We start from the raw sequence: 24,263 nt of genomic DNA on the forward strand, positions 1-24,263 counted from the left end.
CATCACCACCTCGCCGTGTTCGGCTCGAACCCGGGACGGTACTTGCGCATGTAGGTCACGTCGTCCCGTTTGGTCAGGCCACACCGGAGGTAATCCTCGTGCGCACGGGCGAGCGCGTCCTGGTCCAGTTCGACGCCGAGGCCCGGCTTGTCCGGCACCGGCACGGCACCGTCGACGAACCGCAGCGCACCCGGCGCGATCACGTCGGTGGTCTTCCACGGCCAGTGCGTGTCACAGGCGTAACTGAGATGCGGCGTCGCGGCCGCCACGTGCACCATCGCGGCGAGACTGATGCCGAGGTGGCTGTTGGAGTGCATGGACAACCCCACGCCGAAGCTCTCGCAGGTGACCGAAAGTGCCTGGGTGTCGCGCATCCCGCCCCAGAAGTGGTGGTCCGACAGCAGCACACCGATCGCCCGCGCGCGAAACGCCGGCTCGATATCGCCGAAGTTCACCACGCACATGTTGGTGGCCAACGGCATGTTCGCCCGCTGCGCGACCTGCGCCATGCCCTCGATGCCCGGGGTCGGATCTTCGAGGTACTCCAGCACGCCGTCGAGTTCCCCGGCGACGCGGACGCTCGTCTCCGGCGTCCACGCCGCGTTCGGGTCGATCCGCAGCGGATGCCCGGGGAACGCCCCGGCGAGCGCCCGGATGCCGTCGATCTCCTGCTCCGGTTCGAAGACCCCGCCCTTGAGCTTGATCGAGCGGAAACCGTACTCGCCGACCATCCGCTTCGCCTCGTCGACGAGCGCCTCCGGGGTGACGACCTCGCCCCAGCTGTCCTCGTCCGCGCCGAGGTGGGCGCCGTATTTGTAGAACAGGTAAGCGGAGAACTCCACCGCGTCGCGGGTCTTGCCGCCGAGCAGGTCTGCCACCGGACGGCCGAGCGCCTGCCCTTGCGCGTCGAGGCAGGCCACCTCGAACAGCGAGTACACGCTGGCGATGGTCTTGCGGATGGAGAACCCGCCGATCAGGCCGTGCTCGTCGGTCAGCACGGTGCCCGCCAGCGTGCGCGCGACGATCCGCTTCAGCCCGGGCAGGTCGAACACGTCCTGCCCGGCCAGCTCCGGCAGGACCTTGCGCACCTCACCGAGGAACGCCGCGTCGCCGTAGGACTCGCCGAGGCCGAGCACGCCGTCGTCGCACACCAGCTGCACCACACTGCGCAACGCGTACGGCTCGTGCACGCCCATCACGTTCAGCAGCGGCGGATCCGCGAACGCGACCGGAGTGAGCACCACGTCACGGATCTTCATCAGCGGCCCTCGATCCTCTTCAGCGTGGCGAACCCGTCTTCGACGATCTTGCCGAGCCGGTCGATCTGCTCGGTCGTCGGCTCGACCAGCGGCGGCCGGATCGTGCCCACCTTGTCGCCCCGCAACCGGGCAGCCGCCTTCACCAGCGACACGGCGAACCCGGGCGTCTCGTCGCGCAAGGACACCAGCGGCAGGTAGAACCCGGCGAGCAACGCGTCCATCGGCTCCTCGTCGCCCTCGCCGAGCGCGCGGTGGAAGCGGTGTGCGATCTCGGGAGCGAAGCAGTGCACTGCCGAGGAGTAACGGGCCACGCCGATCGCCGCGTAGGCCTTCGCGGACACCTCGGCGGTGGGCAAACCGTTGAAGAACAGGAACTCGTCGGCGCGCCTCGTGCCCAGCGCGCGGATGGTGGTGACGATGCGGGTCATCGCCTCGACGTCGCCGTAGCCGTCCTTGATTCCCACCACCGACGGGATGTCCAGCAGCTTCGCCGCAGTCGGCGCGGTGAACACGCCGGTGCCGCGGTGGTACACGACCACCGGCACCGTGCTGTCGCCTGCCGCGTAGCGCACATAGTCGACCAGGCCCGCCTGCGGCCCGGTGACCAGATACGGCGGGAGAAGCAGCACCCCGTCGGCACCGCCGGCCTGTGCCGCGGCCACGCCCGCGCGCGCATCCGCGGCGCCTCCCCCGGCCCCGACCCACACCGGCACCCGGCCGGCGGTCACCTCACGGGCTTTCGCCAGCAGGGCGGCGACCTCACCGGCCGAAAGCGAGCTGAACTCCCCGGTGCCGCACGCGACGAACAGCGCACCGGCACCGGCGGCGACATGGCTTTCCACGTTCTCCGCGAACCCGTCGAGATTGACCTCGAGGTCGTCGGCGAACGGCGTCAGCGGGAACGCCAGCAGGCCGTCCAGCTCGATCTCGGTCTGTGCCATCAGTTTCTGCTCCAATGTTCACATTCTTGAATGGAGTCTGTTATCGTGACTATGTTCATCCACAAGAACGCTGTTCCGGACGCTAATATGGCCGGACTCACAAGTCAACGGCCCGGTCGGAGGACGCACATGGCGCAGAAGCTGGACGCCTCAGGCAACCAGGGCACCCCGGACACCGCTGCCGCTGCCGCCCCCGGCGAGGCGCCGGGAGCCTCGGGAGTGAAGTCCGCACGGCGCGCCATCGATCTGCTCGAGACCTTCGCCGCGAACGACGTGTGGCTCTCGTTGTCCGATCTGCACGCGCGCACCGGTTTCCCACGCTCCAGTCTGCACGGTCTGCTGCGCACCCTGCTGGAGGCAGGCTGGCTGGAAGCGGATGCGAACTCGGCCCGCTACCGGCTCGGCGTGCGGGCGCTGATCTGCGGCACGGCCTACCTCGACCGGGACGCGATCGTCCCGTTCGCCACCGAGGCACTGGAGCGCATCCGGGAGAAGACCGGCTTCACCGCCCACTTCGCCCGCCGCAACCGCACCGAGGTGGTGTATCTGGAGACGCGCGAGTCGCAGCACTCCACGCACCTGGTCTCGCGCGTCGGCCGGACCCTGCCCGCGCACGCCACCGCACTGGGCAAGGCACTGCTGGCCGAGCTGACGCACGACGAGATCGAAGACCTCATGCCGGACGAGCTCTCCCCGCTCACCCAGCACACCATCACCACGCGCGAAGCACTGCACGCCGATCTCGCCCGCACGCGCGACCGCGGGTACGCGGCCGAGATCGAGGAGGGCACTCCCGGCGTGCGCTGCGTCGCGGCGGTGATCCCGTACCGCATCCCCGGCACCGACGCGATGAGCTGTTCGATGCCGGTCGGCCAGGTGACCGATGCCGACGCCGAACGCGTGGGCATCCTGCTGGCCGAGACCACCGCCGAGCTCGGGCAGCAGCTGCGCCGGGCGGGCATCCGCTGACCGCCGCCATTGCCCTGCCCCGTGCCCGCGGGGCGATCCCCGTCCGGAGAGGAACCCCATGCCAGACCAGCGTGTGCTGATCACCGGAGCAGCCGGCGTCGTCGGCACCCTGATGCGGCCCCGGCTGCGCAAGCCCGGACGGGTGCTTCGCCTGCTCGACCTCGCCGGGCAGCCCGCGGCCGAGCCGGGTGAAGCGGTCGAGATCGTGACCGGGTCGGTCACCGACGCGGGCGTGATGGCCGCCGCCTGCGAAGACGCAGATGCACTGATCCACCTCGGCGGGCACAGCCGGGAGAACTCCTGGGACGCGACGCTCGAGGTCAACATCAACGGCACGCGCACCGTGCTGGAGGCAGCGCGCGAAGCCGGGATCAAGCGGGTGGTCCTCGCGTCGAGCAACCACGCGGTCGGCTTCCGCCGCATCGCCGACGCCGGCGAGACCGGACTGCCCGCCGATTCGAGCCCGCGGCCGGACACCTACTACGGCGTCAGCAAGGCAGCGATCGAAGCGCTCGGCAGCCTCTACGCGGCACGTTTCGACATGGACGTGATCGTGGTGCGGATCGGCTCATGCTTCGAGACGCCACTGCCACTCGGCCCGCGCGGGCTGGTCACCTGGCTTTCCCCGGACGACGGGGCGCGGCTGTTCGAGTCCTGCCTCACCGCGCCCTCCCCCGGTTACCGGCTGATCTGGGGCGTCTCGGACAACACCCGGCGGATCTACTCACTCGCTGAGGCCGAAGCGCTGGGCTACCGGCCCCGCGACAACGCGGAGACCTACGCCGAGCAGCTGACCGGGAACCCGGCGCCGTCCGGAGCTGCCGCGGAGTACGTCGGCGGGCCGTTCTGCACCGCACCGCTGGGCGAGTTCAACCCGATGTGACCCGCTGCCCGGCCGGCTACGACGAGCCGGCCGGATCGGCCGTCGGCCGGCCGCCGGCGACAGGGCCGCCCCAGTCCTGTTCCAACGCGTCACGCAGCGCCGTCACCCGCCGTTGCCCGATGCGGCGGGCCAGTTCGGCTTCCACTTCGGCGAGCAGCTCCCTCGCCTGCCGTCGATGCGCCTTGCCTGCCGGGGTGAGCAGGACGAGTTTGGACCGCGCCGAGCGGGGGTTCGGCACGACCTGCAGCAACCCGAGGTCGACGAGCTGGTGGACCGCCTGGTGCATCGCCGGGCTGCTCACGCCGATCAGCCGGGCGAGGTCGGACATCGGCATACCGCCGGGATCGAGCTGGCTCAGCAAGGTCGCGTGCGCGGGACTCAGCGGTCCGGGGCCGGCCTGCAGGCCCGTGGTCACCTCGGTGCGGAACCAGTGATGCGCCCGCCACAGCAGTCTGGCGAGCGGTTCCGCGGACGGCTTGTCATGCGTGGACACGGTGCTACAGTAACAGACAGACCATTAAGTAACTTAATGGTTCACGGTGGGCCCGCCGTCGTCCAGTCCACCAGGAAAGGCGCACTGTCATGAAGGTCATCGCCCTCGAAGAAGGTTTCTGGTACGACAAACTGGCGACCGACGGCTCCCCGCTTAAGCACCTTCCGGTGCAGCCGGAAGCAGCCGCCGACTGGCGACGGAGGCTGGTCGACTTCACCGAGCTCCGGCTCCCGGAGATGGACGCACACGGGATCGACCTGCAGGTGCTGTCACTGACCGCCCCCGGCGTCCAGATGCAGCCGGACCCGCGGCTCGCGGTGGCCGACGCCCGCTTGACCAACGACTTCCTGGCCACCGTCGTCGAACAGCACCCCGGCCGGTTCCAGGGCCTGGCCACGGTCGCCCTGCAGGATCCCGGCGAAGCCGCCACCGAACTGCGCCGCGCCGTGCTGGACCTCGGCCTGTGCGGAGTGCTGGTCAACGACCACACGCTCGGCCACTTCCTGGACGAGCCGCAGTACGCACCGTTCTGGGAAACCCTGCAGGAGCTCGGGGTCGCGCTCTACCTCCACCCGAATCCGGTGTCCTCCGACGAATGGCAGGTCCTGCGCGGATACCCCGGCCTGGACCACGCGACCTGGGGCTGGAACCAGCGCGTCGGCGGGCACGCCCTGCGGCTGATCTTCGGCGGGATCTTCGACCGGTACCCCGGCGCCCGGATCATCCTGGGGCACATGGGTGAGTTCCTGCCCGCCCAGCTGTACCGCATCGACACGCACTACCGGCATCTCGACCCCGAACGCCAGCAGCCACTGGAAAAACTGCCTTCGGAGTACTTCGGCCGGAACATCGCGATCACCACATCCGGCGTGTTCTCGCACCCGGCGCTGCTCGACGCGATCCAGACGATCGGGATCGACAACGTGATGTTCTCGATCGACTACCCCTTCGAGCCGACCCGGGACGCGGCGGAATTCCTCCGCACCGCACCGCTCTCCCGAGCGGACAAGGAACGCGTGGCGCACGGGAACGCCGAACGCATCCTGGGCCTGAAGCCGTAGCCCGGCCGGAGGAGCAGCACACCGGACCCCCGTGCAACCCCTCCGTGGCGGCCGGCCGGACTGCCCAGCCGGTCCGCCGCCACCGAGGAAGCTCAGAGCCGAGGCAGCGCAGGCTTTTCCAGCCAGGCCGCGAAAAATGCGTGCAGCGAGCGGCCCGCGTACGAGTCCGCCAGCGCGGTGAACTCCGCGGTGCGCACAGTTGCGTGCCGATGCTCCACTGCCCACGCCTTCACCAGTGCGAAGAACGCCGGATTCCCGATTTCGCCGCGCAACGCGTGCAGGGTGAGCGCACCCCGCTTGTACACGCGCTCGTCGAACATCCGCGCCACGCCCGGATCGCCGATCGCCACGTCGGCAGGCAGCGACCGCATGCGCGTGTGCCAGAAGCGGGCGAGCGAAGCCGCGGATTCCCCGCCGGATTCCTCCGACCACAGCCATTCGGTGTAGGTCGCGAAACCCTCGTTCAGCCAGATGTGCCGCCAGTCGGCCACGGTCAGGCTGTTGCCGAACCACTGGTGCGCCAGCTCGTGCACCACCAGCCGCTCGTGTGTGCGCCTGCCGTCCACGTGGTTGGCGCCGAAGATCGACATGCCCTGCGCCTCGATCGGATCGTCCAGCTCGTCGTCGGTCACCACGACCACGTACTCACCGAACGGATAGGGCCCGAACCACTGCTGCAGCACGTCCATCATCCGGCCCTGCCGCGCGAAATCGCGCTCGAACGGCCGGCGCAGCCGAGGCGGGACCGCGGCCCGCTGGACGACCCCGTCCGGCGCCGCGCCGGACTCCGGTACCCAGGCGCCACCGGCCAGCTCGACGTCGTCGTAGCGGCCGATCTGCACACTCATCAGGTACGCCGCAGTCGGTTCCGGACGCTCGTACACCCACTTCGTGGTGCTCGCCGAGCAGTAGCGCGAGACCAGGTTCCCGGTCACCAGCACCAGATACGGCGACGAGGCGGCGACCGTGACCCGGTAGGCCGCCTTGTCCGAGGGATGGTCGTTGCACGGGAACCACGAGGGGGCGCCCACCGGCTGGCTCGCCACCAGCGAACCGTCGGTCAGCTCGTCCCAGCCGATGTCGCCCCACCGGCTGCGCACCGGGCGCGGATTGCCCGAGTAGCGGACCTCCACCCGGAACACCGCACCGGCCGGCACCGACCGCGCCGGTCTGATCTGCAGTTTCAGCCCGCGCCGGAGGTACTTCGCGGCACGGCCGTCCACCAGCACCCGCGCCACGCGGAACTCGCCGAAGTCGAACGAGAACCGGGAGAGCGCCTGGGTGGCGACGCAGGTGAGCACCGCCGTGGCGGCGAGCCGGTTGGGGCCGATGCGGTAATCGAGGTCCAATTCGTAGTGCCGGACCCGGTAACCGCCGTTGCCGTGGCCGGGGAGATACGTATCGCCGGAGGTTTCCGCGCCGGGCGCCGGCGCGGCTGCCTTCGTACTCACCCGAGAAGAACCCCGCTTTCGCCTGCCGTGATCGTTCCCAGCATTGCGCGCCCGCACCGGGCCCGCAATGCTCCGCCCCGGTCCGTTTTCGGGCCGGCGGCGGTCAGCCGCGCCAGGTGGAGATCGGGTTGCCCAGCCAGCGGCTGTCCGCCGGGACTGCGTCGCCGCGGGTCACCAGCGAACCAGGGCCGACCGTGGTGCGCGCGCCGATGCTCGCGCCGGGCAGCACGATCCCGTGCTGGCCCAGCGTGGCGCCCTCGGCCAGCTCGACCCGCGACATGGTCATGATCCGGTCGTGGAACAGGTGCGTCTGCACCACGCAGCCGCGGTTGATCGTGGCACCGTCGCCGAGTGCGACGAGGTCCGACTCCGGCAGCCAGTACGTCTCGAGCCACACGCCGCGGCCGATCCGCGCGCCCATCGTGCGCAGCCACGCGGTGAGCAGCGGCGTACCGCCGACCGAACCGATCAGCCACGGCACCGCGAGCGCCTCGACGAAGGTGTCGGCCAGCTCGTTGCGCCATACGAACGAACTCCACAGCGGGTGGTCCACCTCGCGGAATTTCCCGACCAGCAGCCATTTGGCCGCGGTCGCGGTGCCCGCCGCGACGACCCCCGCCACCAGCAGCACCGGACCGGACAGCAGCGCGGCGACCGGGAATCCGGCCGACGAGGCCAGCGCCAGCAGCGCCACCGCGACCCCGACGGTGAGCGCGACCCCGCACATCACCGGCACGATCCGGCACAGCTCGACCAGCGCCCGCGCGGCCTTGAGGTGCACCGGCGGCGTGTAGGTGCGGCTGGTGTCCGCGTCGCCGACCGCGCGGCGCACCGGCAGCGGCGGCATGCCGAGGTAGGACGAGCCCTTCTTCGCCTTGGCAGGCGTCGAGGAGAGCACTCCGACCAGACCGCGCTTGGGCACCGAACGGCCCGGCGCGGTCATCCCGGAGTTGCCGAGGAACGCCTGCTTGCCGATCCGCGCCGGTGCCACGTGCAGCCAGCCGTGGCCCAGTTCGTAGGTGGCCACCATGGTGTCGTCCGCGAGGAACGCGCCACTGTCCACTTTGGTCATCTTCGGCAGCGCCAGCACGGTGGAGGCCTCCACGTTCCGGCCCACCTTCGCGCCGAGCAGCCGCAACCACACCGGCGTGAACAGGCTGGCGTACAACGGGAAGAGACCCTCGCGGGCCATGCCCATCAGCCGTTCGGTGGCCCAGACCTGCCAGGCGATCCGGCCGTGCACCGGATGGTAGCCCTCGACCAGCCCGGCCCCGAGCGCGCGGACCCCGGCCAGTACGAGCAGCGCGTAGGCGAGGAAGTAGGCGACGGTCGCGACCGGCACCGCGGCCAGCGCGCGCAGCCCGGCCGCGCCGAGCGTCGGCGAGCCGGAGATCGCGGAACCCAGCACCGCCACCCCGGCCAGCGCGGCGATGCCCGGCAGCAGGCCGAGTGCCACCGACGTCGCGCCGTAGACCGCGGCCCAGAACCGGGAACGCGGCGGACGGCTCGACGGCCACTTCAGCGCATCCTTGTCGTCCTTGCCGACCCAGACCGCAGGCGATCCGGCCCAGCGCCGACCGGCAGGCACCGCGCCGCGCACGGTCGAACCCGCGGCGATCTCCGCGCCCTTGCCGATCCGGGTGCCGGGGAACAGCGTGCTGCGCGCGCCGACCCGCGCCTCGGCACCGATCCGGATCTTGCCGAGGTGCACCAGGTCGCCGTCGACCCAGTGGCCGGACAGGTCGGCCTCCGGCTCCACCGCGGCCCCGCGGCCGAGCTTGAGGAACCCGGTGACCGGCGGCGGCGAGTGCAGGTCCACGTCCTTGCCGATGCGCGCGCCGAGCGCCTTCGCGTACGTGGTCATCCAGGACGCGCCGGCCACGCTGTCCGCACCGCTGAACTCGGCCAGCTTCTCCGCCGTCCACAGTCGCAAGTGGACATTTCCGCCACGCGGGTAGGTACCGGGGCGCACGCCGGACAGCAGCACCCGCGCACCGCCCGCGGCGATCGCGATCCGGCCCGCCGGGCTGAACAGCACGAGCCAGGCGAGCATCAGCCACGCCCAGTTCAGCGTCGGCGCCCAGGAGAAGCCCAGCAGTGCCAGCACGTTCGAACAAGCCGCGGCGAGCGTCGTCCAGCGCAGCCCCACGAGCCCCATCAGCGGGATCATCAGCACGCTCTGCAGCACGCCCGCCCGCGGCGGGGTCGGCGCGATGTCCCGGCGTTCGGTCTGTTGCCCGGACAGCGCGTCCAGCTTGGCGGCCAGCTCGCCCAGCTTCGGGTGCTGGTAGATGTCGCTGACCGACACCTCGGGGTGGCGGGTGCGGATGCGCGCGATCAGCTGTGCCGCGGTGAGGCTGCCGCCGCCGTGGGTGAAGAAGTCGGCCCGCGCGGTGCTCACCGACACGCCGAGGATCTCGCTCCACCCCTCGGCCAGCCAGGCCTCGGTCGGTGACAGGCCGGCCGCACTGGCGTCCACAGTGGACAGCGGCCACGGCAGTGCGGCCCGGTCCACCTTGCCAGACGTGCGGGTCGGCAGGTCGCCGACCACGGCGAGCAGCGGTACCAGCGCAGCCGGCAGCTGCGCGCGCAGCCGGGTCGCGGCGTCGTCGAGGTCCGGCGGCGCACCGTCGCCGGGCACGAGGTAGCCGACCAGGACCTGGTTGCCCGCCTTCGTGCGGCGGATCGACGCCGCGGCGCCGAGCACGCCGGGCAGCGCCTGCAGTGCCGCGTCGACCTCGCCGAGCTCGATGCGCCTGCCGCCGAGCTTGATCTGTTCGTCGAGACGGCCGAGGAACAGCAGCCCTTCGGCCTCCGCGCGGACCATGTCGCCACTGCGGTAGGCCCGGTCCCAGCCGAGCGAGGGCAGCGGCGCGAACTTCTGCGCGTCCTTCTCCTCGTCGAGGTAGCGGGCGAGCCCGACCCCGCCGATGACCAGCTCGCCGGTCTCCCCCATGCCGACCGGGCGGCCGTCGTCGTCGACCACGGCCAGCTGCCAGCCCGCCAGCGGGAGACCGATGCGTACCGGCTCCTCCCCGGTCAGCTGCGCGGCACAGGCGACCACGGTGGCCTCGGTCGGGCCGTAGGTGTTCCACACCTCGCGGCCTTCGACCGCAACGCGTTCGGCCAGTTCCGGCGGGCACGCTTCGCCACCGAAGATGAGCAGCCGCACGTCTTCCAGCGCGTCCGCGGGCCACAGCGCGGCCAGCGTGGGCACCGTCGAGACCACGGTGATGCCCTGCGCGACGAGCCACGGGCCGAGGTCGACGCCGGTGCGCACCAGCGCCCGGGGCGCGGGCACCAGGCAGGCGCCGTGCCGCCAGGCCAGCCACATCTCCTCGCACGAGGCGTCGAACGCGACGCTCAGGCCCGCCAGCACGCGGTCGCCGGGACCGATCGGCTCGTCGGTGAGGAACAGCTTCGCTTCGGCGTCCACGAAGGCCGCGGCGGAACCGTGCGTGACCGCGACGCCCTTCGGCTTGCCGGTGGAACCGGAGGTGAAGATGATCCACGCGTCGTCGGCAGGACCGGGGCGACCGGTGCGGCCGCCCGGGACGCCGTGCGCGGTGAGGGCGCCGTCGGTGGCGACCGCGGCCACGCCCGCCTCGCCGAACACCAGCTCGGCCCGTTCGTCCGGGTCGTCCGCGTCGACCGGCACGTAGGCCGCGCCGACCGAGAGCGTCGCCAGGATCGCCACGTACAGCTCGGCGGTGCCGGAGGAAATCCGGACACCGACCCGGTCGCCCAGCCCGACACCGTGTGCACGGAGCCGTCGGCCGTATCCCTCGATCTCTTCGAGCAGCCGGCGGTAGCTCAGCGTGCCGGTGCCGTCGTCGAGCGCGGGCGCGTTGGGGTGCCGTTCGGCGGTGGCGGCGAGCACGTCGAGCAGGGTGCGCGCGGTGCCTGCGGCCGCGGACCGGAACACCGCCGGTGCGGCCGCAGGCGTGAGCACGACCTCGGGCAGCAGCGGCAGCGCGGAGCTGCCGGGCTCGGCGGTCAGGGTCATCGGACCCTCACGGCGAACCGGTCGGCTCCGGGTTTCCGGAAACGGGCGGGCTGGATCGTTCGGTGGGCGGGCAAGCCCATCACTCACCTCTCGCGAGTGTTGCCGGGCTTGCTCGGCTGAGGCGCCCGTTGCGACCCGCTACCTTACGCGCAGGTCAACGCCGGATCGCGCAAGGGTCACAGCCGAGTGTCGGACGTCACCGGTGCCGAACGTCAGCGACCACGCGAAGCCTTGCCCCCGGCCTTCGGCCGTTGCTTCTTCTCCCGCACCCGCACGTTCACCCGGACGGGACTGCCCTCGAAGCCGAACCGCTCGCGGAACTTGCGCTCGATGAAGCGCCGGTAGCCCGCCTCCAGGAAGCCGGTGGTGAACAGCACGAGCGTGGGCGGCCGGATACCGGCCTGGGTGGCGAACAGCACCTTCGGCTGCTTGCCGCCGCGCACCGGCGGCGGGGTCGCCGCGATGAGCTCGGAGAGCCAGCCGTTGAGCTGGCCGGTGGGCACGCGCTGGTCCCACGACTTGAGCGCGGTGCGCAGCGACGGCGCGAGCTTGCGCACCGAACGCCCGGTGAGCGCGGAGATGTTCACCTTTTCCGCCCACGGCACCCGCACCAGGCCGCGGTCGAGTTCACGCACCATCGCGTGCCGGCGGTCCTCGTCGACCAGGTCCCACTTGTTGAACGCCAGCACGCACGCGCGGCCCGCTTCGACCACCATGGTGAGCACGCGCAGGTCCTGTTCGGACAGCGGCTCGGCGGCGTCCAGCAGGACGATCGCGACCTCGGCCGAGTCGATCGCGGTCTTCGTGCGCAGCGAGGCGTAGTACTCCGCGCCGTTGGCCGAGTTGACCCGCTTGCGCAGGCCCGCGGTGTCCACGAACCGCCAGGTCTGCCCGTCCAGCTCGACCAGCGAGTCGACCGGGTCGACGGTGGTGCCCGCGACCGCGTCGACCACCGAACGCGGTTCGCCGGCGAGCCGGTTGAGCAGGCTGGACTTGCCCACGTTCGGTTTGCCGACCAGTGCGACGCGGCGCGGTCCCGCGGTGGCTTCGCCTGCTTCCCGCGGTGCGGAGGGCAGCGCGGCGATGATCGCGTCGAGCAGATCGCCCGAGCTGCGGCCGTGCAGGGCACTCACCGGCCGCGGTTCGCCGAGACCCAGCGTCCACAGTGCTGCGGTGTCGGCCAGTAACCGGTCGTCGTCGACCTTGTTCGCAGCCAGCAGCACCGGTTTCTTCGAACGCCGCAGCACTCGTGCGACGGCCTCGTCGGTTGCGGTCGCGCCGATCGTGGCGTCCACCACGAGCAGCACCGCGTCCGCGGTCTGCATGGCCAGTTCGGCTTGCGTGGCGACCGCGGCCTGCAGGCCGGTCGCATCCGGTTCCCAGCCGCCGGTGTCCACGAGCGTGAACCGGCGGCCGCTCCAGTACGCGTCGTAGGCGACGCGGTCGCGCGTCACGCCCGGCACGTCCTGCACCACCGCTTCGCGGCGGCCGAGGATGCGGTTCACCAGCGTGGACTTGCCCACGTTCGGCCGCCCGACGACGGCGAGCACCGGCTGCGCGAGATCCGCTTCGGCGGCCGCTTCGTCCGCCTCGATCCGCGCGTCGAGCGCGGCGAACTCGGACTCGTCGGACCAGGTGCCGTCGACCTCGCCCAGCCCGCCTTCCGCATTGCCCGCGGAGGCGGCGTCGAACCCCGCCGACGCGTTCTTTCCCGCGGAGGCGGCATCAAACCCTGTCATCGTTTCCCACTTCGCTTACGGCGTGGCGAATCCGTGTTCGCCCCGCCAATCGTCCAAAGTCCGCACGAGCGCCGCGAGCTCCCCGCGGAGCTCTTCGGTGCCCTGGTCGAGCCCGGTGCGGCCGGGGCCGACCTTCGGCGTGAACGGCTCCCCCACGAGGACGTCCACGCGAGGGCGCCAGCGCCGTTTGCCGTCCGCCGGCTTGCGCGTGCCGCGCGTCGCGATCGGCAGCACCGTGGCCCCGGACGCGCGCACCAGCCACGCCGCGCCGCGTTCGGCCGCCCCGACGTCACCCGCACCGCGAGTGCCTTCCGGGAAGACCCCGACCACTCCGCCCGCTTTGAGCACGCCCACGGCGGTCATCAGCGGGGCCCGGTCGATTTCGCCCCGGCGCACCGGGATCTGGCCGATCGCCCGCAGGAACCGGCCGCCGACCCCGGCGAACAGTTCGGCCTTGGCCAGGAACGCGCTGCGGCGCGGCAGCATTCCGATGATCAGCTGCGGATCGACGTTGGAGCTGTGGTTCCCGATCAGCACGACCGGGCCCTGCGCGGGCACCCGGTCCCTGCCGTGCACCCGGATCCGGAACACCGGACGCAGATAGTACCGGCCGCAGAGGCGACCGATGTCGTGCAGCAGCCCGTTCGCGCCCTCGGGAAGCGCGCCGCTCACGTGCCGACCTCGGCGTCGGCCGGGCAGTCGGCCAGCAGGCCGCGCCGGCAGGCCAGTTCGGACAGCGCGACGATCACCTGGTCGACGCTGAGTTCGGAGGTGTCCACCGGCACCGCGTCCTCGGCCGCGCGCAGCGGTGAGGCAGCGCGGCTGGAGTCGAGCCGGTCGCGCCGTTGCACGGACTCCCGCGCGTCGGCCACGCTGGACCGGCGGCCGGCCGCGCTGTCCTGGGTGCTCCGGCGCGCGGCGCGGACCTCGGCGGAGGCGGTGAGGTAGATCTTGAGCGGCGACTCGGGCGCCACCGTGGTGCCGATGTCGCGGCCTTCCACCACGATGCCGCCGGTTTCCGCGAGCACGTCCGCGATGATCCGGCGCTGGCGGGCGACCAGCAGCTCGCGTACCTGCGGCACGGCGGACACCGCGGACACCGCACCGGTGACCTCCGGGCCGCGGATCTCGGCGGCCACGTTCTGCCCGCCGAGGCCGATCTCCGGCCGCTCCGGATCGGTGCCGATGCTGAACTCGACGTCGTGGGCGAGGTGACCGACCGCGTCCGGGTCGGCGGGGTCGGTGCCGGATCGCAGCACGGCCAGCGTGATCACCCGGTACATCGCGCCGGTGTCGAGGTAGCCCGCGCTCAGCCGTCCGGCGAGCTTGCGTGCCACCGTGGTCTTGCCGGTTCCGGACGGGCCGTCCAGCGCCACCACCCCGCGTAGGGCTCCGGTCACCGATTCTCTCCTCGCGTCGTCCTGCTCAGCCGGGCGCCGCTCATTCTGCCGGGCGGGTGTTCCGGCGGGTCAGCCGGGCGTCCCGCCGAACCGCGTGACGAGCAGCGCCAGCCGCTCCTCGCGGTACCGGCGCGGTTGACGGCGGCCCCGGTCCAGCGTGACCAAACCGTGCAGCGCGGCCCAGAACACCTCGGCGAGCGCACCTGTGTTCAGGCCTTCCGCGACCGGTTCGAGCACTGCCTGCAAGGTTTCGAAGCCCGCGCGCAGGACCGGCGGGGTGTCGTCCGCGCCGAACGGCAGGTCGAGGTCGAGTGTGAACATCGCGTCGTACAGCGCGGGTTTCTCGTCCGCGAACGAGACGTACGCCTCCGCGACCGCACGCACCCCGCCGCTTCGGACCGACGTGAGACGTTCGGTGAACTCGGCGAAGCCTTCCAGCGCCGCGGCCCGCATGATCGCGTCTTTGCCCTTGAAGTGGCTGTAGAGCACCGGCTGGCTGTACTCGATCAGCGCAGCCAGCCGTCGCGTGGTGACCGCGTCCCAGCCCTCCGCCTCGGCGAGTTCCCGTGCCGCGGCAACGATCCGCCGTTCTCGTTCCGCCCGGTCCCGTTCGCGGCGCAGTCGCTGGTTCATACCGCCATTCTAGCACTGCTAGACAATCTAGCATCGCTACATTAGCGTTGACAGCATTCCTAGCGTTGCTAGATCCACGGGAGGGAACCTCATGACTGTCGCTGCGTACGTGCTCACCAGCGTCATCGCGATCGGGATCAGCTACATCGGCATCGGGTACGTGCGGTCCCCGGAGAAGAGCGCCGCGACGTTCGGGCTGACCGTGCTGCCGACCGGAAGCACCTCGTTCTTCCAGATCAAGGGCGTGCGGGACATCTCGTCCGGGCTCGTGCTCGGCGCGGCGATGCTGGCCGCCGGACCGCATGCGGTGGGCTGGATCGTGCTCGCCGCGTCGTTCACCGCATTCGGCGACATGCTGATCATCCTGCGGCACCGGGGGAAGCGCCCGATGGCGTTCGGCGTGCACGGCGCGACCGGGGCAGTGATGGTGGTCAGCGCACTGATGCTCCTGCTGCGCTGACTGCCGCGCGGAACCCAACTCCTCGAAACGGACAATCGACTCGATGGGTTACCGTGGCAGGGTGAACGTCGAAGTCACCCCCCTTCCCGGTATCGGTGTCCGCAAGGACTTCGCCACTCGCAGCGGACGGCGCATCGGCGTCGTCACCCAGCGGGACGGCAAGATCGAGCTCATCGTGTCCAAATCGGATGATCCGGATGCCTGCCTCGCGTCGCTGCCGCTCACTGCGGAGGAGTCCGGCGCACTGGCCAACCTGCTCGGCGCGCCGCAGCTGGTGGCGCAGCTCAACGAGGAGCACCGCGAGCTGCCCGGCATCAACACCAAGCAGCTGCCGATCAGCGAGAACAGCCCGTTCGACGGCCGCACGCTCGGCGACACCGCGATGCGCACGCGCACCAGCGTGTCCATCGTCGCGGTCATGCGGGCCGGACAGGTGCATCCCTCGCCGACGCCGGACTTCCTGTTCACCGCAGGGGATCTGCTGGTTGTCGTCGGCACCTCCGAGGGGCTCGAGTCCGCCGCCAAGATCCTTAAGCACGGCTGATGGATCACACCGCGCAGTCGCTGATCGAACTCGGTGCCGTCTTCTTCGCACTGGGGGTGCTCGGCCGGCTGGCAGGCCGGATCGGGCTCTCCCCCATCCCGCTCTACCTGCTCGGCGGACTGTGCTTCGGCTCCGGCGGCCTGATCCCGCTCACCGACATCGGCGACTTCACGCACCTGGCCAGCGAGATCGGCGTCGTGCTGCTGCTCCTGCTGCTCGGGCTGGAGTACTCCGCGGCCGAACTGTTCACCGGGCTGCGCCGCTCGTGGACCGCCGGGCTGCTGGACATCGTGCTCAACGCGGCCCCGGGCGCCGCGGTCGCGCTGCTGCTGGGCTGGGGGCCGATCGGCGCGATCGTGATGGGCGGCGTCACCTACATCTCCTCGTCCGGGATCATCGCGAAGGTGCTCGGCGACCTCGGCCGCCTCGGTAACCGGGAAACGCCGGTGGTGCTGTCCATCCTGGTGTTCGAGGACCTGGTGATGGCGCTGTACCTGCCGATCCTCACCGCGATCCTGGGTGGGGTCAGCCTGCTGGGCGGGCTGGAGGCGGTCGGCATCTCGCTGCTGGTGATCACCGTGGTGCTGGTGATCGCGCTCAAGTTCGGCCGCTACGTCTCCGCACTCGTGGACAGCGACGACCGCGAGGTGTTCCTGCTCAAGATCCTCGGCGCGGCGCTGCTCGTGGCAGGGCTGGCCTCGGCGATGCAGGTGTCCGCGGCGGTGGGCGCGTTCCTGCTCGGCATTGCGGTGTCCGGATCGACCGCGCACAACGCGACCCGGCTGCTGGAACCGCTGCGGGACCTGTTCGCCGCGGTGTTCTTCGTGGTGTTCGGCCTCAACACCGACCCGAAGTCGATTCCGCCGGTGCTGGGCTGGGCAGTGGTGCTCGCGGTCGCGACCACGCTCACCAAGGTGGGCACGGGCTGGTGGGCCGCGCGCAGGCAGAACATCGGGAAGCTGGGCCGTGCCCGTGCGGGTGCCGCGCTGGTCGCCCGCGGTGAGTTCTCCATCGTGATCGCCGGGCTGGCGGTGACCGCCGGCGCGGTGGACGGTGAACTCGCCGCGCTCGCCACCGCGTACGTGCTCCTGATGGCCGTCCTCGGCCCGACCGCCGCGCGCATCGTGGAGCCGATCGCGAAGGCCCTGCAACGCAAGCGCAAGCCGGTCGCCAAGGCCGAGGCCGAGGCGGAATCCGAGACGGTCACCAGCAGCTGAGGGATCAGCGCAGGTCGGCCGGTGCGTGCCCGGCCACGTGCGCCAGCGGGCCGTCCGGGAGGCGCTCCGCACGCGGGGCGGCGGGCACCGTGCCCGCCAGCGGGATCCGCACCGAGGTCCTGGCCAGGTCGACGGTCAGCTTCGGGAGGTTCGCCGGCGGGGTGATGGCGTCGATGTCGGTACCGCCGACGATCAGTGCCAGCCGGTGCCCGGCCGGCACGACGTGGTCGGTGCTCGCCAGCCGGAAGCTCATCGAGTACGGCTTGCCCGGAGTCAGCGCCGACTCCTTGCTCAGCGACTGGTAGTTCGCCAGATCCGCCCAGCCACGGCTGATGATCGTGTAGTCCACCTTCGTGGTGTCCGCGCCGGTCTCCTTGTAGCAGGCGTCGTCGCCCGGTGCGTTTTCTCCCCAGCAGGTCTCCTCGGTGCCGGTGGTGATGCCTTCGCCGCTGCCGGCGTAGTTGCGGATGGTCGCCGGGCCGTAGTCCACGAGCATCGCCGACAGCCGCGCGGACGAAGTGCTCGGCGTGGCCGTCACGGTGACCGAAGACGTACCGGAAACCTGCACTGGCGAGGAGAGCGCACCGGTGCTGTAAAGCACGCGGCTCGCCGATGCGGCCGACGGGTCCGCGGCCCAGCTGTCCTCACCGGACTTCGCCTCGTCCGTGAACGACACGGTGCCCGAACCCTCGGCAGTGCCCAGCGTGCCGACCCCCGGAGTGCTGCCGGCCTGCGGGTGCAACGTGGTCGCCGACGCGTCCTTCGCCGGGTACGCCGACTGGTCCGCCCATTCGTCCGGCTGCCGTTCGACGGTGGCCACCGGCTCCTTGTCGATGCCGTTGTCGAGGCCCATCAGGGTGTGGTCGAACCACCGGTGCAGGGTGTCCACCCATTCGGCCCGCCGGTAGTCGAACGGGTCCACGTGCCCGGTCTGCGACAGCCAGATCTTGCGCTGCACCCCGTTGGCCGCCAGCGCGTCCCACCACTGCCCGAAGTTGATCGTCCGGACGTTCAGATCGTTCACGCCGTGCGAGACGAACACGCTGGCGTGCACGTTCTTCGCCTGTGCCACGTAGTCCCGCTCGGCCCACAATGGGCCGTAATCCCCGTTCGCAGTGGCGCCTTCGGCGAGTTTCCCGTTCTCCGCGGAACAATCCTGGCCACCGTTGTGCGCCTCGACGGTCTCCGCGAGCCCGTCCGGGTCGAAGCCGAAGGTCGCACCGTCCGAGCGGTAGTAGTCGTACCAGGAGCTGATCGCCGAAATCGGCACGATCGTCTTCAAGCCGTCGACGCCGGTGGCGGCCACGCCGTTGGCAATGGTGCCGTCGTAGGACTTCCCGATCATCCCGACGCTGCCGTCGGTCCAGTCCGCGGTGACCTTCGTACCGCCGGACTTCGCGCTGTACCCGGTCGCGCGGCCGTTGAGCCAGTCGATGACGGTTTTCGCGGACGTCACGTCGGACTTCCCGCCCACGTCGACGCAGCCGGTCGACCGGTTGGTGCCGGCCAGGTCCACCAGCACCGTCGCGTAGCCGCGCGGCACGAAGTAGTTGTCGTAGAACAGCGGGAACCCGACCGGACGGCCCTCGTCGTCGTAGGTCTTGAACTCCGTCTCGTTACCCCGACCGACCGAGGAGTAGTACGGGCTGGCGTCCATGATCACCGGGACCTTCTGCCCCGCTTCGGCGGGCTCGGCCGGACGCACGATGTCCGCGGCGACCCGATCCGGCTGCCCGTCCCCGTCGCCGTCCCGGCCGAGGTCGACCCACACCGTCTCCCGGACTGCCCCGGCGAAGTCGTACTGCGGCTCGGTCGCCGCCGAGGCAGCGGCCGGGGTGGCCACCAGTCCGGCCGCGATCAGCACAGCGACGCACAAACCGGTACGAACCCGCATCCCGTTGCCTCCCAGCCGTCTCGGATGCTGCTCACGCTAGAAGCGCACCCGCCCGGCCGCCACGGCGGAAAGTGGGGTCTTGCCCGATGATTCGGCCGGCAATGACAGGCGGCACCCGCACCGAGGCCCTCGCGAGGCCGGCGGCCGGCTTCGGACCCGGGCCCCCGGCCGTGCGGCTCAGAGCCCGACGTTGCGGTACAGCGAGCCGACCTCACCGCGGTTGAGCCTGCGGATCGTGCCCGGCCGCTGGTTGCCCAGCTGCACGTCGCCGATCGCGGTGCGCACGAGCTTGCGCACCGGATGCCCGGCCGAGGCCAGCAGCCGGCGCACGATGTGCTTGCGGCCCTCGTGGATCACCAGCTCCACCATGGTCCGGCCGGAGTGCATGTCCTTGACCCGGAACTGGTCGACCTTGACGATCCCGTCCGGCAGCTGCCAGCCCGCCCGCAGCTGTTTGCCCAGCCCGCGCGGCACCAGCCCCTCGACCTCGGCGAAGTAGGTCTTGAGCACCTGGTAGGACGGGTGCATCAGCCGGTGCCCGAGGTCGCCGTCGTTGGTGAGCAGCAACAGGCCCTCGGTGTTCTCGTCGAGCCTGCCCACGTGCACCACCCCCGGCGTCTCCTCCCAGCGGCCGCGCAGGTAGTCGCCGATGCACGGGCGGCCCCGGTCGTCGGACATGGTGGAGTGCACGCCCTTGGGCTTGTTGAAGGACAGGTACACGAGGTCGTCGCGCAGGTTGACCCGGGTGCCGTCGACGTGGATCACCGCTTCCCGCGGCTCGACCCGGCGGCCCAGTTCGGTGACGACCTCGCCGTCCACCTCCACCCGGCCTGCGGAGATCAGGTCCTCGGCGGCGCGACGGGATGCGACGCCCGCCTGCGACAGGACCTTCTGCAGCCGGACGCCGTCGGGATGTTCGTCAGATGTCATCGATGGAGTCCACTTCGGGTAGCAGCGGAGCGATCGGGGGCAGGTCGTTCAGCGACGACAGCCCCAGCCGCTCCAGGAAAAGCTCGGTCGTCACGTACAGCGTGCCCGTCGTCTCGGGGTCGGTGCCCATCTCCTCGATGAGCCCCCTGGCCAGCAGAGTCCGGATCACGCCGTCCACGTTCACCCCACGCACCGCCGCGACCCGCGCACGGGTCACCGGCTGCCGGTACGCGATCACGGCGAGGCTCTCCAGCGCGGCCCTGGTCAGCTTCGACCGCTGGCCGTCCAGCAGGAGCTTCTCCACGAACGGGGCGTAGGTGTCCCTAGTGTAGAACCGCCACCCTTCGCCGACGCGCCGCAGGTCGATCCCGCTGACCCGCTCGGTGAACTTCTGCGCCATCGTCGACAGCGCGACGCTCACCCGCGCCACCGGCTGCTCCAGCGTTTCGGCGAGACTTTCCTCGCTCGCCGGCGAATCGACCACGAGCAGCAGCGCCTCGAGAGCGGCCTCCAGCGCTTCGTCGTCCTCGATGTCGGGCAGGCCGCTGTCCCGGCCGGCACCCAGCTCGTCGCCGGATTCCTCGTCCCCCGCGAACTCCGGACCCGGCTCGGCACTGGGCCCGGGTGCGGGTACCGCGCCCGGTTCCGCAGCGGCGTGCGGCTCCGTCTCGGGTTCGGGTGCGGCATCCGGCTCGGGTGCGGCCTCTGCCTCAGCAGTGGCCTCCGGCTCCGGCGTGCTTACCGGCTCCGGCGCGGCTTCCGGCTCCGCTTCCGGCGCCGAAACGTCGGAAACCTCTTGGGCCGCAGCAGTTTCCGGCTCGGGTGCGGGGGCGGCGCCCACCGGATCTGCTGCCCTTGCGGGCTCCTCCGCTGGGGCACGGTCGTCTTCGGTGCTCACCCGTATTCCTCCTCTTCGGCGGCCGCGCGGTCGTGCTCCGCGGCGGCGGACGCCTCGGCGACCGAGCCGCCGGTCCAGCGGACGTGCAGTTCGGCCAGTGCCTCCAGCTGCTCGAACTGCACCGACGATTCGCGGTACAGCTCCAGCAGCGCCAGGAACCGCGCGACCACCTCCGCGGTGTGCTCGCAGTCGGCCACGAGTTCCTTGAACGTGGACTGCCCGGATTCCGCGAGCCGCAGCCGCAGTAGCGCGGCGTGCTCACGCACCGACACCCGGCCCATGTGCAGGTGCGCGAGCGACACCGTCGGCGGCGGCTTCGGCCGGAACACCGACACCGCGATCTCCGCGAACCGCTGCGGGGTGACGCCCAGCATCACCTCCGGCAGCAACCCGAGGTACCGGTCCTCCAGCGCGACCGAACGCGGGTACCGCCGCAGCGCGCCCTGCTCCAGCTCCCCGAACAACGCGGCCACCTGCTTGTACGCGCGGTACTGCAGGACCCGCGCGAAGAGCAGGTCACGGGCTTCGAGCAGGGCGAGGTCGTCCTCGTTCTCCACCTCGGCCGACGGCAGCAGCCGGGCCGCCTTCAAATCGAGCAGGGTCGCGGCGATGACGAGGAACTCCGTGGTCTCGTCGAGGTTCCAGTCCGGTCCGAGCGCCCGGGTGTAGGCGATGAAATCGTCGGTGACCTGGTGCAGTGCCACCTCGGTGACGTCCAGCTGGTGCTGCGAGATCAGCTGCAGCAGCAGATCGAACGGGCCTTCGAAGTTCTGCAGCCGCACCTGGAACTTCGACGTGCTCAGTTCCTCGGCGAGCCCCTCCGGGATGGTGCCGCCGTGCACGGTCTCGGGCACGGCCGGGGTCTCGGGCACGGCCGGGGTCTCCGGCGCGCCGGCCGCCGGACCGCCGGACTCCGCGCTCCCGGTGTCTGCGGTGCTCCCGGTTTCCGCCGTACTTCCGGTGTCCTCGGCGGCCACGGTGCCCTCGGCGGCTTCCGGGGCCGCCGCCTCCGGCTCCGGCTGGGCGGCCGATGCCGGTTCGTCCATCAGCCCTCGGTTCCGCCGTCCTCGTCGACCGCGCGCAATCGCTGCACCAGCACCGAATCTTCGCCACGCTGGTCGAAGTCGGCCAGCAGCACGGCGACCGCCTCGCGCACCAGCCGGCCGCGGTCGACCACCAGGTCGTGCTTGGCCCGCAGGTTCAGCCGGGCCTGCTCCATCGCGAGCAGTTCCTCGCCGGAGACGTAGACGGTGATCTTCGCGTCGTGCTTGGTGCGGCCGGAACCGCTGCGCGCGGCGTTGCGGGCCAGCTGGTCGTTGTCCCGGCCCTTCTTCGCCGGCGGTTCGGCCGGGGCCGGGGCAGGCGCCGGGGTCCGTTCCAGTGCGGGACCGGCGGAACTGGCGGTGAGGCGGAACAGCTCCGACGCTCCGGGCAGGGAAGCGCGCCTGCTCACCGAGCGATCACCTCACGGGCCAGTGCGCGATACGCGGTCGCACCGGCGGACTTGGGGGCCCAGGTCGTGATCGGCTCACCCGCGACCGTCGTCTCGGGGAACCGCACGGTGCGGTTGATCACCGTGTCGAACACGGTGTCGCCGAATGCCTCCACCACGCGAGCCATGACCTCCTTCGAGTGCAGGGTTCTCGGGTCGTACATCGTGGCGAGAATCCCCACTATGTCCAGTTTGGGGTTGAGCCGTTCCTGCACCTTCTCGATCGTGTCGATCAGGAGCGCAACGCCTCGCAGACTGAAGAACTCGCACTCCAGAGGGATGATCACACCGTCCGCGGCGGTCAGCGCGTTCACCGTCAGCAGGCCGAGCGAGGGCTGGCAGTCGACAAGAACATAGTCGTAGTCGTTCATCACCGGACGAAGGACCCGTAACAACGTGTGCTCGCGCCCTACCTCTGCGACGAGCTGGACCTCCGCCGCGGACAGGTCGATGTTGCTCGGCAGCAGGTCAACGCCGTCGACGCGGGTTTTCCGGAGCACGTCCTCGATCTGCACCGAGCGCTCCATGATCACGTTGTAGACGGTCTGGTCCAGTTCGTGCGGCTGGATGCCGAGCCCGACCGACAGCGCGCCCTGCGGGTCGAAGTCCACGAGCAGCACCCGGCGGCCGCATTCGGCGAGCGCCGCGCCGAGGTTGATGGTCGAGGTGGTCTTGCCGACGCCGCCCTTCTGATTGCACATGGCGAGCACCTTGGCCGGACCGTGCCGCTCCAGCGGCGGCGGTTCGGGAATCTCGCGCAGCGGCCGTCCGGTGGGCCCGATCCCGCTCTCCGCGCGCTCTTTCGCCCTGGCACGCGCCCGTTCCGCCCTGGTCCGCGGGCCGCGGTCCGGCTCGTCGCCCTCGTGCGAGGCCGGCGTGGCAATCTCCGCGCGGTCCAGGTTCGCCGCGGCCGACCCGGCGGACGCGGCCGGGCGACCCGGCTGGTTCGGTGTCGGTGTCGACATGGCGGGAAAACTCCTCGTTCGGCTGGTCCCGGCAGCCTATGCGCGGATCCGGAGCCCCGGCAAAGCGCCGCGCCGGACCACCTGCGGCGAGTCACCGCAGCGTGCGAACGCCCTTGGCGGTCATCCCAGTGCCCGCGGATGCGCGGTCGCGTACACCTCGCGCAGGGTCGTGACGGTCACGAGGGTGTACACCTGCGTCGTGGTGACCGAGGCGTGGCCGAGCAGTTCCTGAACCACCCGGACGTCCGCGCCGCCTTCCAGCAGGTGCGTGGCGAACGAGTGGCGCAGCGTGTGCGGCGACACCACGGAGGTGATCCCGGCGCGCTCCGCGGTGTCCTTGAGCACCTGCCACGCGCTCTGCCGGGAAAGCCTGCTGCCACGGGCGTTGAGGAACAGCGCCGAAGTCCCCCGCCCGTGCGCGGCGAGGCCGGGACGGGCGCGCACCAGGTAGGCGTGCACCGCCTCCAGCGCGGGACGGCCGATCGGGACCAGCCGCTGCTTGCCGCCCTTGCCGTCGAGCAGCACGGTGCGCTCGCGATCGTCCACATCGTCCACATCGAGCCCGACGGCCTCCGAGATGCGGGCGCCGGTGGAGTAGAGCAATTCGAGCAGCGCACGGTCCCGCAACGGACGTTCGCCGTCCGGGGGCGGGGTGTCGAGCAGCTTGAGCACGTCGGCGACCGGGAGTGCTTTGGGCAGCCGCTTCGCCGCGGCGGGCGGGCGGACGTCCCTGGCGGGATCGTGTTCGGTGATGCCGTCGGCGTGCGCGAACTTGTGCAGCCCGCGCACCGCCACCAGCGCGCGGGCGGCCGACGAAGCAGCGAGCGGACGATGCTCGCCGTCGCCCTCGCGCAACGCGGCCCCGAACGAAGTGACGTGTCCGGGCTGAACCTCGGGCAGGAGCCCGACCCCTTCGCTCGTGAGGTGGGCGGCGTAACGGCGGAGGTCGCGGGCGTAGCTGTCGAGCGTGTTGCGGGCGGTACCCCGCTCCACCACGAGGTGGTCGAGGTACGCGGCGATCACCTCGT

22 protein-coding genes are annotated in these 24,263 nt (G+C 71.1%); 6 read left to right on the forward strand and 16 right to left on the reverse strand.

What is annotated here, in order from left to right; translation table 11 throughout:
* Positions 1-2: 2 nt before the first annotated feature.
* Positions 3-1,259, reverse strand: a complete 1,257-nt coding sequence (locus ABD793_RS37305) for a glucarate dehydratase family protein (RefSeq protein WP_344868185.1) — start codon at positions 1,257-1,259, stop codon at positions 3-5.
* Positions 1,259-2,200, reverse strand: coding sequence for a 5-dehydro-4-deoxyglucarate dehydratase (locus ABD793_RS37310; protein WP_344868186.1), 942 nt, complete (start codon positions 2,198-2,200; stop codon positions 1,259-1,261). Before ABD793_RS37310 ends, ABD793_RS37305 begins: the two co-directional genes overlap by 1 nt.
* 129 nt (positions 2,201-2,329) lie before the next feature.
* Here ABD793_RS37310 and ABD793_RS37315 point away from each other — a divergent pair, with 129 nt between their 5' ends.
* Positions 2,330-3,169, forward strand: coding sequence for an IclR family transcriptional regulator (locus ABD793_RS37315; RefSeq protein ID WP_344868187.1), 840 nt, complete (start codon positions 2,330-2,332; stop codon positions 3,167-3,169).
* A 58-nt stretch (positions 3,170-3,227) separates the two neighbouring features.
* Positions 3,228-4,052 carry an NAD-dependent epimerase/dehydratase family protein gene (locus ABD793_RS37320; RefSeq protein ID WP_344868188.1) on the forward strand — a complete coding sequence of 275 codons (825 nt, stop codon included), beginning with the start codon at positions 3,228-3,230 and terminating at the stop codon, positions 4,050-4,052.
* Between the two features lie 16 nt (positions 4,053-4,068).
* Here the strand turns inward: ABD793_RS37320 and ABD793_RS37325 are convergent, their stop codons facing one another.
* Positions 4,069-4,545: a MarR family winged helix-turn-helix transcriptional regulator gene (locus ABD793_RS37325; protein WP_344868189.1), complete on the reverse strand. Its 477-nt coding sequence runs from the start codon at positions 4,543-4,545 to the stop codon at positions 4,069-4,071.
* Between the two features lie 89 nt (positions 4,546-4,634).
* On the opposite strand from ABD793_RS37325, the gene ABD793_RS37330 reads away from it, so the two are divergent.
* Positions 4,635-5,606 (forward strand): amidohydrolase family protein, encoded by a 972-nt coding sequence (locus ABD793_RS37330; RefSeq protein ID WP_344868191.1) that lies wholly within the window; start codon positions 4,635-4,637, stop codon positions 5,604-5,606.
* Between the two features lie 92 nt (positions 5,607-5,698).
* On the opposite strand, the gene ABD793_RS37335 is transcribed toward ABD793_RS37330, so the two are convergent.
* From ABD793_RS37335 to ABD793_RS37360, 6 genes are all read right to left on the reverse strand, one after another.
* Entirely contained in the window at positions 5,699-7,057 is a 1,359-nt protein-coding gene (locus ABD793_RS37335; protein ID WP_344868193.1) for a M1 family metallopeptidase, read from the reverse strand.
* A 103-nt stretch (positions 7,058-7,160) separates the two neighbouring features.
* Entirely contained in the window at positions 7,161-11,063 is a 3,903-nt protein-coding gene (locus ABD793_RS37340; protein WP_344868194.1) for a Pls/PosA family non-ribosomal peptide synthetase, read from the reverse strand.
* 212 nt (positions 11,064-11,275) lie between these two features.
* A complete protein-coding gene (gene der, locus ABD793_RS37345; protein WP_344868244.1) occupies positions 11,276-12,718 on the reverse strand; it encodes a ribosome biogenesis GTPase Der in 1,443 nt (480 codons plus the stop codon).
* Positions 12,719-12,817: 99 nt separating this feature from the next.
* On the reverse strand, positions 12,818-13,474 hold the full coding sequence (locus tag ABD793_RS37350) for a lysophospholipid acyltransferase family protein (RefSeq protein ID WP_344868195.1): 657 nt from the start codon (positions 13,472-13,474) through the stop codon (positions 12,818-12,820).
* Positions 13,471-14,181, reverse strand: coding sequence for a (d)CMP kinase (cmk, locus tag ABD793_RS37355; RefSeq protein WP_344868246.1), 711 nt, complete (start codon positions 14,179-14,181; stop codon positions 13,471-13,473). The genes ABD793_RS37350 and cmk overlap by 4 nt, the downstream gene beginning before the upstream one ends.
* 90 nt (positions 14,182-14,271) lie before the next feature.
* A complete protein-coding gene (locus ABD793_RS37360; RefSeq protein WP_344868196.1) occupies positions 14,272-14,835 on the reverse strand; it encodes a TetR/AcrR family transcriptional regulator in 564 nt (187 codons plus the stop codon).
* A 91-nt stretch (positions 14,836-14,926) separates the two neighbouring features.
* Here ABD793_RS37360 and ABD793_RS37365 point away from each other — a divergent pair, with 91 nt between their 5' ends.
* From ABD793_RS37365 to ABD793_RS37375, 3 genes are all read left to right on the forward strand, one after another.
* The gene (locus ABD793_RS37365) at positions 14,927-15,295 is read left to right on the forward strand and encodes a DUF4267 domain-containing protein (protein WP_344868197.1); all 369 of its coding nucleotides are present in this window, start codon (positions 14,927-14,929) and stop codon (positions 15,293-15,295) included.
* Positions 15,296-15,356: 61 nt separating this feature from the next.
* The gene (locus ABD793_RS37370; RefSeq protein ID WP_344868199.1) at positions 15,357-15,839 is read left to right on the forward strand and encodes a cation:proton antiporter regulatory subunit; all 483 of its coding nucleotides are present in this window, start codon (positions 15,357-15,359) and stop codon (positions 15,837-15,839) included.
* Entirely contained in the window at positions 15,839-17,056 is a 1,218-nt protein-coding gene (locus ABD793_RS37375; protein WP_344868200.1) for a cation:proton antiporter, read from the forward strand. The genes ABD793_RS37370 and ABD793_RS37375 overlap by 1 nt, the downstream gene beginning before the upstream one ends.
* Positions 17,057-17,060: 4 nt before the next feature.
* Here ABD793_RS37375 and ABD793_RS37380 read toward each other — a convergent pair whose 3' ends face one another.
* The 7 genes from ABD793_RS37380 to xerD all read right to left on the reverse strand — a co-directional run bounded on the left by ABD793_RS37380 (position 17,061) and on the right by xerD (position 24,258).
* Positions 17,061-18,950, reverse strand: coding sequence for a Xaa-Pro dipeptidyl-peptidase (locus tag ABD793_RS37380; RefSeq protein ID WP_344868202.1), 1,890 nt, complete (start codon positions 18,948-18,950; stop codon positions 17,061-17,063).
* 177 nt (positions 18,951-19,127) lie between these two features.
* Positions 19,128-19,880 carry a pseudouridine synthase gene (locus ABD793_RS37385; RefSeq protein WP_344868204.1) on the reverse strand — a complete coding sequence of 251 codons (753 nt, stop codon included), beginning with the start codon at positions 19,878-19,880 and terminating at the stop codon, positions 19,128-19,130.
* Positions 19,870-20,778, reverse strand: a complete 909-nt coding sequence (gene scpB, locus ABD793_RS37390) for an SMC-Scp complex subunit ScpB (protein WP_344868205.1) — start codon at positions 20,776-20,778, stop codon at positions 19,870-19,872. Before scpB ends, ABD793_RS37385 begins: the two co-directional genes overlap by 11 nt.
* On the reverse strand, positions 20,775-21,824 hold the full coding sequence (locus ABD793_RS37395) for a segregation and condensation protein A (RefSeq protein ID WP_344868207.1): 1,050 nt from the start codon (positions 21,822-21,824) through the stop codon (positions 20,775-20,777). Before ABD793_RS37395 ends, scpB begins: the two co-directional genes overlap by 4 nt.
* A complete protein-coding gene (locus ABD793_RS37400; protein ID WP_344868209.1) occupies positions 21,824-22,231 on the reverse strand; it encodes a cobyrinic acid a,c-diamide synthase in 408 nt (135 codons plus the stop codon). The genes ABD793_RS37395 and ABD793_RS37400 overlap by 1 nt, the downstream gene beginning before the upstream one ends.
* Positions 22,228-23,235, reverse strand: a complete 1,008-nt coding sequence (locus tag ABD793_RS37405) for a ParA family protein (RefSeq protein ID WP_344868211.1) — start codon at positions 23,233-23,235, stop codon at positions 22,228-22,230. Before ABD793_RS37405 ends, ABD793_RS37400 begins: the two co-directional genes overlap by 4 nt.
* Positions 23,236-23,355: 120 nt before the next feature.
* On the reverse strand, positions 23,356-24,258 hold the full coding sequence (gene xerD / locus ABD793_RS37410; RefSeq protein WP_344868247.1) for a site-specific tyrosine recombinase XerD: 903 nt from the start codon (positions 24,256-24,258) through the stop codon (positions 23,356-23,358).
* Positions 24,259-24,263: the final 5 nt, after the last annotated feature.

The organism is Amycolatopsis ultiminotia (assembly GCF_039536925.1).
GTDB lineage: Bacteria > Actinomycetota > Actinomycetes > Mycobacteriales > Pseudonocardiaceae > Amycolatopsis > Amycolatopsis ultiminotia.